An 11497-nucleotide genomic window follows, 5' to 3' on the forward strand; every position below is an offset into this window, starting at 1 on the left:
TGGGGCTCAGTCCGGCAGGCACAGTCCAATGAAGGCGCCCAGTTCTTCAAGTCCCTCCGGCTTACTGGGGAGGTAGCTGGTCAACTCCCGGGAACGGACGACGACCGCCCGCCACTGGCCGCGGGAAACAGCTACGTTGGTTCGGTTGCGGTTGAGTACGAATTCCATTCCGCGCGGGGCTTCGGACGGTGCCGATACTGCCGTCGACACGATCACCACCGGAGCCTCCTGGCCCTGGAACTTGTCCACGGTTCCCACCCGGACACCGCCCAGCCCGGCTGACTCAAGCTGGTGCCGGATCAGCTGGACGTGGGCGTTATAGGGCGCCACCACCAGAATGTCCGGCGCACCCAGCGGTCGGGTTGTGCCGCCGTCCGTCCAGTGCAGATCGAGGTGCCGCTGGACCTGCCGTAGAACTTCAGCGGCTTCCTCGGCCGACGAGGTCGAATTTCCCTGATGCTCCAGAAGGATGCATTCCACTCCCGCTGGCACGCCCTGCAGCTGGCGCCGGTCCGCCGCAGGTGCGCTGTGCAGGCGGCCTTCATAGGCGAGCCGCGAGACTGCGGCACATAAAGCCGGGTGCATCCGCCACGTGAGCGCGAGGAAATAGCCCAGCTCCGGCGGCAGTGTGGCGTGCCCGGCCGACAGCCAGCCCAATGCGGACGTGTCTACCGGTTCCGGATGGGTGGCCTGGGTGACCTGTGGCAACTGCTGCGGATCCCCCAGCAGGAGCAGGCGCCGCGTCGCGCGGGAAACGGCCAGGGTGTTGGCCAGCGAAAATTGTCCGGCTTCGTCGATAACCAGCAGGTCCAGCGACCCTGGCGGAACTTTGCTGCCGGTCATCGTCCAGGCTGTGCCGCCGACCAGTGCCCCGCCCGGTTCGGTGAGCAACCGTTCCACCTCCGCGTCCGTGCGGTTCCGCCACGGGACGTTCTCCGCATTGAGCTTCTTGGCCACCCGCTCCAGCGGGACGCGGCCCTTCTCCACCGCGGCCTTCATCATGTTTTCCACGACGGCGTGGGACTGTCCGACCACGCCCACCTTCCAGCCCTGCGCAACCAGCCGACCGATGACATGGGCGCCAATATGCGTTTTGCCGGAGCCGGGCGGCCCTTGGACGGCCAGGTAGGAACGGTCCAATGCCTGGACGGCGGTGGTGATCGCGTCGATGTAGCCGTCCGGCTCCTGTTCAACGACCGGTAGCGACGCTAGGTTGCGCAGTCGTGGCGGAACCCGGCGGAGCAGATCGAGTGCCGGATGCGGCGGCAGCTGAGGCAATCCGCTGCTCACCAGTCCGGCAAGGTCCGCCAGCGCCTGCTTCAGCGACGTGGTGGCCGGCGGCTGGTTCGGCGACAGTGCCATCGGCAGCTGGTCATACGGATCCGCCTTGGACGGCAGCCGCTCCTGGACCAGCAGGACGTCCTTGTCGCCGGCCGCATCCAACTCGATGACCTGCGTTTCGAAGCAGTAGCTGCGCTGGTCGACGCCGGTGTCCCTGGCCTGCAGGAAGTCCGGAAACGGCCGGTCGTAGAGCCGGCACAACGAGGTGCCTTCCTTGATGGTCGAGCCGGGGGCCAGCGTTCCGGTCAGCCGGAGCACGCGGACAGGATTCCGCTTCCCCGGCGGCACGGCCCACTCCTCAACAACCTCCGCGTCCTGCACGACGAACACGTCCCTCGTGTCTGCCCAGTCCGGCACCGGCGCGTTCAGCCGGTCGAAGTGGCTCCACCAGAACTGCTTGTCCTCGCGCCGGTGGTAACCGACCGCCGCGGCAACCATGGCGATGGCCTGGTCTTCATCGGACAACAACTCGCCGGTATGCGCGGCCTTGTCCGCTGCGGCCGCCACATGGTCCAGCAGCCGCTGCTCGTCCTGGGATGGCTCGTCCGGAACCTCAGGTGCTTTCCCGCCGTCGACTGCGGCAGCGCCATCGGCGGTCGAGCCAGGCTGGATGCCTCGTTCGGCCGCCAGCTTGAGCAGCCAGTTACGCAGCTCGAGTGTGGAGACGCAGTCGTACTCGTTGTAGTCGCTGATTCCGGCGAGGATCTTCGCCGCCTCATCGGCCCGGCCGGCATCACGTGCCTCGCAGTAGTGGGCATAAGCCACCACCGAGGCCCCGGCATCCGTCACATCACCGCTGCGCAGGTTATCGCCCATGTACAGCGGCTCGAGCTTCTTGATGCTGTAGGAGTTCTCCGAGATCCGCAGGCTGTTGCGCACCGTGTCGTAGAGGTCAACCAGCACGCCTTCGCGCAGCAGCCCGTCCACGGCGTCCTCGCCCAGGACATGCTGTAGCGACAGTCGGCGCAGGGCTGCCTTTTCGTAGTTGGCGTAGTGGTAAATGTGCAGGTCTGGATACCGTTCGCGCCGTTGTGCGACGTAGTCCAGGAAGTTGGCCAGGGCTTGGCCTTCCTCCGCACGGTTGTGCGCCCAGAACGGCAGGAACGGCGGCTTGTCCCGCGGGGAGACCGGGTTCTCCACCACGCCAAAAAGGTACTCGAGGCCCCACGTGCCGGCGGCATCCTGCCAGAGCGGATCCCCCTCGAAGTCGAAGAAAATGTCCCCCTGACTGGGGCGGGGGAGCGCTGCCAGCGCGTTTTGCTCCAGCACCCGGTAGGAGACCTTATGGGATTCACCGTCTTTGGCCGTGAACTCGACCGATCCGTCCGGCTCCTGGACGCCGGTCTGCATGCGCGCCTGATCCCGCAGCCTGGCCAACGTCCCGCCGGAGCCTTCGCCCGCCGGCAGCGGCATGGAGGCGAAGTCATCGATGGTGTGGATCCCATCTGCCATCAGCTGGCGCCGGCGCGTGGTGCTCATGTGTGAAACCAGCAGCAGGTCCCGGTGCAGTTTGACCTGCTCGGAGCAGTAATCGCAGCGGCCGCAGGCGGTGTAGCGTTCGTCATTCCAGGCCACGGGATCCGGCTGCCCGCGGTGCTGGCCGGTGATGGCCAGGAACCGGGTCCGGCGCTCCTTGAAGGCGGGCAGGATGTCCGTCAGGCTGTGGTTGCTGTGCACGCCGTTACCCAGCACCAGCGTGACCGTGGGGGAGGGCGTGATTCCGGCTTTGGCGAGTTGGTCGCCGTAGGCGGCAAGCTGCAGCAGGGCCGTCACCTTGGCATGGCGGGCCAGCTTGGTGTCATACACCGCGTAACGCAACGTCCCGCCGTCGTTCTCCTTGACGAGGAAATCCGAGCGGCCGTGGAAGCTGCCGTCAAAAAACGCTGCCTGGAACACGACATCCGCCCCGGCCTCCAAGGCGGCAATGGATTCGGCATGCTTGGCAGTGAGCTCCGGGCGGGTGTATCCGGTGGTTTCGGCAATTTCCACGACGCCGGCCCCGAACCGGTCCTTGAACTCCTGCAGCACCCGGTGCTCATGGACATCCCCGAGCACCGCCGTCCGCTCCAGCATCTCGTCCGGAGCGAATACGGCCTTGGGTGTGCGGCCCAGCTTCTCGTCCAGCTTCCGCAGCAGCTGGTACTCGCAGCCGGCAGCGATCACCAAGTCGCTGGCAGTGAAGACCAGTTCCGGTGCGGCGCCGGCTGATTCGGATTCAAGCAGGAACACGAGGCCTCCCGGGCTGACGGTTCCGCCGGCGTCGGAATCCCTGAGCTGATTCCGGCGTCCGCGGCTGTTGATAGACGTAATTAACTTCTACCAGCCCGGTCTGACAATTTATGACGATGCTGCGGCGGTCACCTGTCCGCGGGGTCCATTTCCATCCGCACCAGCGAAAAGAATCGGTTGCCAGCGCCGCTGTGGGTGCTGGGAATGAGCAGTTTCGCGTACTTCTCGCACCACTGGGCGGTGCCGTCGGAGTCCAGCGCGGCCTTTTGTACAGCGTCGATGTCCTCTGAGAAGAACATCTTCTGTACGCCCTGCTGGCAGAACTGCACCAGGCTGAGCTCGGCTTCAATGTGGATCCGGACATCCACCCATTCGTCAAAGATGCTTTCGTCCGGAAGGCTCGCGGCCCGGTCGGTGTGCTTGCGGTCATGTTCTGTTGAGTATGTATTCATCATTTCGTTCTCTCGATAGTTCTTGCCCGCACGGGTCCCCCTTAGAACCTCGTCGTTCTGCGAATATGCAGGCCGCTTCGTCATCCGAACCACCCACGAACATGGGGTTGGTGCGTGACCGGTCGGAGCCTTGGCAACACCACCGGCTAGCCGACTGTGTTGTCCGTCACATCTCGTGAAGCACTCCTACTATATGGTCATGGACGCAGATAGCCAAACGATTGCCCACAGGTAAACATCCGGATTGGGCTAAATGTCGCTTCGAGTCGCTGGTTCTCGTCCTGTTACACAGCATGAACAACAGTGCGTGACGCGACGCCAAACCCGTGGCATACTCTCAACAGCTTCAGGAACTGCGGTCGCTAAGCTCCGACTTGGCCGCATACCAACCCCACGCTCTATGGGTGGTTCGGATGACGAAGCGGCCTGCATTCGCCGTTGGCAGATGGTGCGGGCAAGAGCACGCGAAAGGACCGGTGCCCGGCACCGTTTTTCATGACCAGTATTTCCCCTGCGCGCCAGGATCTGCGCGTAATGAGCCTCAATGACTACGAGCAAGTCGCAGCCGCCCGGGAGGATTTTGTCGATTTCCTCCTCCGCACCGGCCGCGCTGCCGCCGCTCGGTCTGCCGCCGCCAACCCGATCAACACGGGCTCGTGAGGGAGCAAGCCGGCCTGCTGCTCGATACGGATGTGGTGACGGAGGTGCGTAGCGCGGAGCCGCACGCCGCCGTCGTCGATTTCCTGCAGCAGCGCCGACACCTGCGCATCTTCATCTCCGCGCTGACCGTTGGGGAACTGCGCGCCGCGCATGCCCAGCAGGAAACTGCGTCAAACAACGACGGCCGCTGGCTTGCGGAGCTGACCAAGCGTTTTGAAGGCTTCATCCTGCCGGTGGACCTGAAGGTCGCGGCGGTCTGGGGGCCGATGTCCAGCCGCCCGGATGTTCCGGCCGTGGAGTCGCTCATCGCGGCTACGGCGGTCCGGTACTGCCTGACGGTCGTGTCCCGCAACGTCGCCGGCTACAGCAAACTTGCCGTGCCGGCCATCGATCCGTGGCAAGTGGGCCGGTACGCCGTGGCGCAGACCTCGGCCCCGGACCATAAGCCCGGGTGACGCACGCCGGGGGAACTGTGGAAGCGGGTGGAACTGGATAGGCTTTCCTTATGTTCCGGTACACCTTGCGCCAGATCCAGTACTACGTGGCCGTCGCTGAATCCGGCTCCATCAGCGGCGCTGCACAGGTTTGCCATGTGTCGCAGGCAGGAATGTCGCTGGCCATCAATGAGCTGGAAAAGGCCGTCGGGACCCAGCTCATCGTCCGGCGGAAGGCGAAAGGTATTACCCTGACCACTGCGGGGCGGGGCTTCCTCAAGGACGCCCAGGTGCTCCTGCGCGAAGCCGAGGAGATCCAGGCCCGGATCGAGGAGCGGCATGGGGAACTGGCCGGGCCGCTGGCGATCGGCTGCTACACCACGCTGTCGGCGTTCTGGGTCCCATTGATGACGGCGGGTTTCGCGGCACCGAATCCCAAACTGGAGCTCACCATCACCGAAGGTGCGGCCGATGAGCTGCAGCTGCAGATGCTGGAGGGCAGGCTGGACGCAGTGCTGACGCACACGCGGCATGTCACCGGCGGCGCGGAAATGCGCGTGATCAAGGAAGGCCGGCCCTACATCCTGCTCGGCGCGGAGCACCGGTTGGCCGGCCGCGAGAAGATCGCGCTCCCGGAACTCGCCGAGGACGACATGGTGCTGCTGGACATCCCCTCGGTGCGCGACAACCAGTTGCCGAACCTGCGCGACGCCGGGCTGGACCCGAAAATCGCCTGGCGGTCGACCAGTTTTGAAGCGGTGCGCGGCATGGTGGCCCGCGGGCTGGGCTATACGGTCCTGGTCCAGCGGCCTCCGCTGGATGTCAGCTACGAAGGATTGCCGCTGGTCTGCGTTCCCATCGACGGGCATATCGGCCACAGCGACATCTGTTTCGCCTACCCCGGGCGCCAACGGTTAAGCCGGCGCTTGACCGCGCTGATGGATTATTGCGCCCAAAGCGTCGACGCCGGCGACAGGGCAGCTGGGCGGCAGAGCAGCGGCGAGGCAGGGCTGATCGGGCAGCCGCACCGGAACACCGCTTAACCAGGCGGTGCCGGCTCCCGCAGGAACCGGCACCGCCGTCGTCGTACTTTTATTTCATTTCACTGCTCAGGTCCATGTTCTTGCCTTCCTTGGTGGCCAGCACACAGACGGCCGCCACGACGAAGGACAGCAGCCAGACCAGGCCGACCAGCCACAGCCCCCCGCCGGCGATGATGACCAGGCCGGAGGCGATCATCGGCGTGAAGCCGGCGCCGAGGGTCGAAGAAGACTGGTAGGTCAGCGAGGCGCCCGTGTACCGCATGCGGGTGGGGAAGAGCTCGGCCACGAAGGCGCCGAACGGCCCGAAGATCACACCCTGGATGATGCCGTTGGCCAGGAACAAGCCGATGGCGAAGCCCCACAGCGTGTCGGTCTGCAGCAGCCACAGGATGGGGTAGGCCAGGACGGCTCCGGCGATCATGCCGGCCAGCATGACCGGCTTGCGGCCGTACTTATCGCTCAGGCGGGCCGCGAACCAGATGGCCACGATGGTCAGGGTGGCGCCGACGGCCTTGATGTTGAGGACCGAGGTGGTGTCCACGCCGGCCTCGATGATGTAGGAGACCGCCCACACCGTCATCAGGCCCTGCACGGTGTAGGAGCTCATGCCGGCCAGCACACCCAGCACCAGGTTCTTCGGGTACTTGGTGACAACCTCGACGAACGGGATCTTCTTCTTTTCCGCAGTTGCTTCGAGTTCCAGGAACAGCGGCGTTTCGGCAACCTTGAGCCGGATGACCAGGCCCACGGCGATCAGCACCAGGCTCAGCAGGAACGGGATCCGCCACCCCCAGCTCATGAACGCTTCCTCGGGCAGGGTGGAGAAGGCCGAAACGGTCAGCGTGGCCAGCACGGCACCGGCGGGACCGCCCATGTTGGCGAAGCTGGCGGCGAAACCGCGGCGCTTGGCCGGGGCGTGCTCGAGGGCAACCAGCATGGCTCCGCCCCATTCACCGCCGACGGCGAGTCCCTGGACAAGCCGCAGCACCACCAGCAGGATGGGCGCCGCCATGCCGATCTGCGCCGTGGTGGGCAGCAGGCCGATCAGCGTAGTGCCCGCACCCATCAGGGTCATGGACACGATCAGTACGGTCTTGCGGCCGATCCGGTCGCCGAAGTGGCCGAAGATCGCCCCGCCCAGCGGACGGGCGACGTAACCGACGGCGAGCGTGCCGAAGGACATGAACAGCCCGACGGCGGGGGAGACGTTCGCGAAGAACACCTGGTTGAAGACGATGGACGCGGCCATCGCATACAGGATGAAGTCATAGAACTCGATGGCGCTGCCGATGAAGCTGGAGGCCAGGATACGGCGCATCTGCTTCGTGTTCAGGCTCTCCGAGATGGAGGATGCCTGGGGCTGCGGGGGAGTCATGGTGTTAGCACTCATTGGACAGTAGCCATTTCTTCCAGAATACGGTCAGTGGAGTCAGTACCGAAGGGAATAACGTCCAGATCGTTCGGGACGTAGAAGCGGCCGTCGAAGTCGGCGCCGGCGCTTTCCCACACGGACACGGGGGTGGTGCCTGGTACTAGATGGTGCAGGGCCAAGGCTTTTGCCCCTGCGCGGTTGGCCAGTGCGACTGCTTCAGCGGCACTGGTGTGCGATTTTTTATGGTGGTCGATGGAGGCCTGGCCGGTGGAATTCGCGGCCGAACCATAGGCACGCTGCACCCAGTCGAAATCGATGGCCTCGTGGAGCAGCAGGTCGGTGTCCGCTGCGAGGCGGACCAGGTTCTCGCACGGTGCGGTGTCGCCGGAGATGGTGACGGAGCCGTGCTCGGTGTCGAACCGGAAGGCGAAGGCGGGGGCGATCGGCGGATGCTTCACCAGCGTGGCCGTCACCGTGACGTTTTCGTCCCGGTAGATCTCGAAGCCCTCCATGGCGGGAGTCGGATTATCGTTCGGGTGGTAACCACTCGCCGTCGGGATTTGGATGTCCTCGGGCACGAAGTAGTCGAAGGGCGAAGGCCGCAGCGCGTCCAGAATGCGGTCGTTCAGGTCCGTGGCGTAGGCAGCCATCAGATGGGTGAACATTGCCTTCGTGCCGGGCGTCGGGTTCTCCGGAAAAACCGGCGAAGGCGCGACGGCGGCACGGGCGGAAACCGGGGGAAGCTCGCCGCGGTCGCCGGGGCCCATGATCCTGATCTGGTGCTGGTTGTCCTTCAGCGTGAACATGCCGAAGATCGCCAGGCTGCCCAGATCGATCGTGTGGTCCGAATGCAGGTGCGTGATGAAGATGCCACGCAGCGAGTTGACCGGAAGCCCGGCGAGCATGAGCTGGCGTCCCACGCCGTGCCCGGCGTCCACCAGGTAAGTGCTGTCGCCAACAACGACGGCGGTGGCGATCCCCGAGCGCTTCCCGGCATTCTCGCCGGTCCACCAGCGTGGACCGCCGGCGGTGCCAAGGGTGACGACGCGTGGCGTCAGATCCGTACCGGTCATGTTGCAGAACTCCTTGTGTTGCTTATCACTTCCTATCGATAATCCGGTATCTGCAATGACCTGTAAAACTGTTTAAACCGGAGATCTAAACTGGTTTTGCTTATGTGTGGCGCGAGGCTAGCCCATGGTGATGAGGCCGACGGCCGCGCCGGCACTGACCAGCCCGACCAACTGCCGGGAGGTCAGCCGCTCTCTGAGTACGGTGATGCCGAGGACCACGGGGAGCACCGGATAGAGGGACGAGAGCACCACCGCGATGCTCATCAACTGCAACTGGGCCGCGAGCATGTAAAGCGTCAGGGCCAGCGCGGCCATGCCTCCGGTCAGCGCGGCAGCTAGGACGGTTCGCGCCCCGATGCCGCGCAGCTTGGCGGCGGACGGCCGGGCGAGCGGCAGGATGGCCAGCGCAGCGGCGACCCGGCCGGCAACAATCGGCCACAGTCCTGCTTCTGCCCCCGCCTGCGCCAGGGCGATGTACTGCAGGGCGATGCCGATGCTCGAGAACAGGGCGTCGAGCGTGCCGGCCGCGCGTGGACCTTGCGGACCGTTCTTGGTGACCGAAATCAGCCACAGTGCCGGGATGGCCAAAGAGATTCCCAGCCAGGCCGGAACGGTGGGGCGGTCACCTAGGACCGTTACGCCGACAAGGACGGGAAGTGCGGTGCCCCCAACGGCTACGAAAGGAACGACGACGCTCATGCTGCCGTGGCTGAGGCCGCGGTAGAGGAACACCATGCCCATGCCTGTCCCGATGCCGGACACCGCACCCCAGGCCAGGTCCGCCAACTCAACGGACCGTGCCGGGAAGAATGGCGCGGCACCCAGGCTGAGCAGCAGCGCGCCCAGCTGGCCGACGAGGGCGATGGTTGTTGGATCTGCCCGTCGCGACAACAAACCGCCGACGAAGTCCGCGACGCCGTAAAAGAACGCCGAGCCCAGGGCGAACAGAATTGCCACGGCTCAGGCTGTCCATGCCGAATACTGCATGCCTCATGCAACCATCAGCAGCTGCCCATAGCAACGGCCGCGGCTGACTCCAGCTTGTTGTTGCTGATCGGGTCAGACCAGCTGGGCTTGGCCCTGACGATTCTGGGCCTGCTGCTGACCTTCTGGTCCGGGTACCAAACCGGACGGCGCCGTCGTCGTTCTTGAGAAGTTCTTGGAATTGGGCCGGTTCCGTTCCTCTATCGCGGATCCGTCATTGTTCCTACACTGCAGTATGGGCATAGATGTTGAGCAGCTGTACCAGGACCTGCATGCACACCCCGAGCTTTCCTTTCAGGAACACCGGACCGCCGGGATTGTGGCTGAGCATCTTCATGCCTTGGGCTTCACCGTGCACCCCGGCATCGGCGTCACCGGTGTTGTCGGCATCCTCACGAACGGGCCGGGCGGGACAGTCCTGCTGCGGGCGGACATGGACGGCCTGCCCGTAGAAGAGGCGACAGGACTGGACTACGCCAGCACTGCCCGCGGTGTTGATCAGGACGGCAAGGACGTACCGGTCATGCATGCCTGCGGCCACGACGTCCACGTCGCCTGCCTCCTCGGGGCATTGGAGAGGCTCGTGGACGAGCGCGCAAACTGGCAAGGAACGGTCGTCGCGGTTTTCCAGCCCGCGGAAGAGTCGGGCGGTGGGGCCCAAGCCATGGTCGACGCCGGCCTCTTTGACCTTGTTCCCCGCCCGGATGTGGTTCTCGGCCAGCACGTAGCACCATTTCCCGCGGGTTGGATCGGCATCAGACCCGGCGTCGCCATGGCGTCGGCGGATTCGATCAACATCACGATGTTCGGTGCGGGCGGCCACGGTTCCAGGCCGGAGACAACCGTCGATCCGGTGGTCATGGCGGCTGCGACAACCATGCGGCTCCAAGGGATTGTTTCGCGGGAGCTGGCCGTCGGTGATTCGGCGGTTCTGACCGTTGGGCAGCTGCATGCCGGAACCAAGAACAACATCATTCCCGCGGAAGCCACCTTGGGGATCAGCCTGCGCACCTTTGATGAGCCGGTCCGGACGAAGATGGTCAATGCCATTGAGCGGATCGTCCGCGGCGAAGCATCGGTATCGGGTGCCCTGAAAGACCCGTTGATCAGCTACGACGAACACTTCCCGCTGACCCGCAACGACGAACAGGCAACCCTTCGAACGACGGCGGCACTGGGCAACGTTTTCGGCCAGCAGATTATTGATCCCGGCCCGATCTCCGGGAGCGAAGACGTCGGAGTGCTAGCCACCGCTGCCGGGGTGCCGCTTGTTTTCTGGTTTCTCGGCGGTGCCGACCCGTCCCTGGCCGAGGCCTTGGCATCTAGCGGGAGACTGCCTGAGGACATTCCGTCGAATCACTCGCCGCATTTCGCGCCGCTCATCCGGCCGACGCTCGGCTTGGGGATTGACGCGCTGGTTGCAGCGGCACGCGAATGGCTGAATTAGCGAGCCAATCCAAGCTGGCACGGGCAGACCGGAAAATTCGCTCAGAGGAACGCCGATCCGGCTGGAGGCGGTACTGCTTCGGGGCGCGGAAAGAATTTTGAAGAAATTTCGTGGAAGCCGTCGGACGCTGTGAATAAGCGTCCGTATTGTCACAGCCGGATGATGGACTGAGGTTATGGCAACGGATGAGCTTTCGTCACTGGTTTGCGGGATTCCTGCGGCCGGGCTGCAGCATCGCCGCGCGGTCCGCGCTGACGCCGTCCGCCCCGGCCTGGCCCGCGCCGGTGTGGTTCCTGCCGGGCTCGGGAAAACCGGTGCAGGAAAGAATTTTGAAGAACTTTCGTGGAAGCCGTCAGACGCTGTGAATAAGCGTCTGTATTGTCATAGCCGGATGATGGACTGAGGTTATGGCAGCGGAAGAGCAGTCTGCACCGGTTTCCGGTTCCCCGGCCCCCGGACAGG

General features: G+C 64.7%; 10 protein-coding genes and 1 riboswitch. Of the genes, 5 read left to right on the forward strand and 5 right to left on the reverse strand.

Features of this window, described 5'->3' with window-relative positions; all coding sequences use genetic code 11:
* Positions 1 to 6: 6 nt before the first annotated feature.
* Entirely contained in the window at positions 7 to 3570 is a 3564-nt protein-coding gene (locus AC3A4M_RS19960; protein ID WP_498737993.1) for a TM0106 family RecB-like putative nuclease, read from the reverse strand.
* Between the two features lie 128 nt (positions 3571 to 3698).
* Entirely contained in the window at positions 3699 to 4106 is a 408-nt protein-coding gene (locus AC3A4M_RS19965; protein ID WP_498737994.1) for a hypothetical protein, read from the reverse strand.
* 260 nt (positions 4107 to 4366) lie between these two features.
* A riboswitch (SAM riboswitch) is annotated at positions 4367 to 4489 on the forward strand.
* 67 nt (positions 4490 to 4556) lie between these two features.
* Between AC3A4M_RS19965 and AC3A4M_RS19970 the strand changes: the two genes are divergently transcribed.
* The 3 genes from AC3A4M_RS19970 to AC3A4M_RS19980 are packed head-to-tail and all read left to right on the forward strand — an operon-like array spanning position 4557 to position 6159.
* On the forward strand, positions 4557 to 4682 hold the full coding sequence (locus tag AC3A4M_RS19970; RefSeq protein ID WP_498737996.1) for a hypothetical protein: 126 nt from the start codon (positions 4557 to 4559) through the stop codon (positions 4680 to 4682).
* Positions 4679 to 5137, forward strand: coding sequence for a PIN domain-containing protein (locus AC3A4M_RS19975; RefSeq protein WP_498737997.1), 459 nt, complete (start codon positions 4679 to 4681; stop codon positions 5135 to 5137). Before AC3A4M_RS19970 ends, AC3A4M_RS19975 begins: the two co-directional genes overlap by 4 nt.
* 50 nt (positions 5138 to 5187) lie before the next feature.
* Positions 5188 to 6159, forward strand: coding sequence for a LysR substrate-binding domain-containing protein (locus tag AC3A4M_RS19980; protein ID WP_498737999.1), 972 nt, complete (start codon positions 5188 to 5190; stop codon positions 6157 to 6159).
* A gap of 49 nt (positions 6160 to 6208) precedes the next feature.
* On the opposite strand, the gene AC3A4M_RS19985 is transcribed toward AC3A4M_RS19980, so the two are convergent.
* From AC3A4M_RS19985 to AC3A4M_RS19995, 3 genes are all read right to left on the reverse strand, one after another.
* Positions 6209 to 7534 carry an MFS transporter gene (locus tag AC3A4M_RS19985; protein WP_498738000.1) on the reverse strand — a complete coding sequence of 442 codons (1326 nt, stop codon included), beginning with the start codon at positions 7532 to 7534 and terminating at the stop codon, positions 6209 to 6211.
* 11 nt (positions 7535 to 7545) lie between these two features.
* Entirely contained in the window at positions 7546 to 8604 is a 1059-nt protein-coding gene (locus AC3A4M_RS19990) for an MBL fold metallo-hydrolase (RefSeq protein WP_498738002.1), read from the reverse strand.
* 117 nt (positions 8605 to 8721) lie between these two features.
* Entirely contained in the window at positions 8722 to 9561 is an 840-nt protein-coding gene (locus tag AC3A4M_RS19995; RefSeq protein ID WP_498738004.1) for an EamA family transporter, read from the reverse strand.
* A 262-nt stretch (positions 9562 to 9823) separates the two neighbouring features.
* On the opposite strand from AC3A4M_RS19995, the gene AC3A4M_RS20000 reads away from it, so the two are divergent.
* Positions 9824 to 11035, forward strand: coding sequence for an amidohydrolase (locus AC3A4M_RS20000; RefSeq protein WP_498738006.1), 1212 nt, complete (start codon positions 9824 to 9826; stop codon positions 11033 to 11035).
* Positions 11036 to 11210: 175 nt separating this feature from the next.
* Positions 11211 to 11438, forward strand: a complete 228-nt coding sequence (locus tag AC3A4M_RS20005; protein ID WP_498738008.1) for a hypothetical protein — start codon at positions 11211 to 11213, stop codon at positions 11436 to 11438.
* Positions 11439 to 11497 lie beyond the last annotated feature (59 nt).

The organism is Arthrobacter sp. Soil_C_60 (genome assembly GCF_057656375.1).

Excerpts from the sequence above, each read along its gene's own strand:
- AC3A4M_RS19965 (WP_498737994.1), bottom strand. The coding sequence starts at position 4,106 with ATGACGAAGCGGCCTGCATATTCGCAGAACGACGAGGTTCTAAGGGGG.
- AC3A4M_RS19985 (WP_498738000.1), bottom strand. The coding sequence starts at position 7,534 with ATGACTCCCCCGCAGCCCCAGGCATCCTCCATCTCGGAGAGCCTGAAC.
- AC3A4M_RS19980 (WP_498737999.1), top strand. The coding sequence starts at position 5,188 with ATGTTCCGGTACACCTTGCGCCAGATCCAGTACTACGTGGCCGTCGCT.
- AC3A4M_RS20000 (WP_498738006.1), top strand. The coding sequence starts at position 9,824 with ATGGGCATAGATGTTGAGCAGCTGTACCAGGACCTGCATGCACACCCC.
- AC3A4M_RS20005 (WP_498738008.1), top strand. The coding sequence starts at position 11,211 with ATGGCAACGGATGAGCTTTCGTCACTGGTTTGCGGGATTCCTGCGGCC.
- AC3A4M_RS19970 (WP_498737996.1), top strand. The coding sequence starts at position 4,557 with ATGAGCCTCAATGACTACGAGCAAGTCGCAGCCGCCCGGGAGGATTTT.
- AC3A4M_RS19990 (WP_498738002.1), bottom strand. The coding sequence starts at position 8,604 with ATGACCGGTACGGATCTGACGCCACGCGTCGTCACCCTTGGCACCGCC.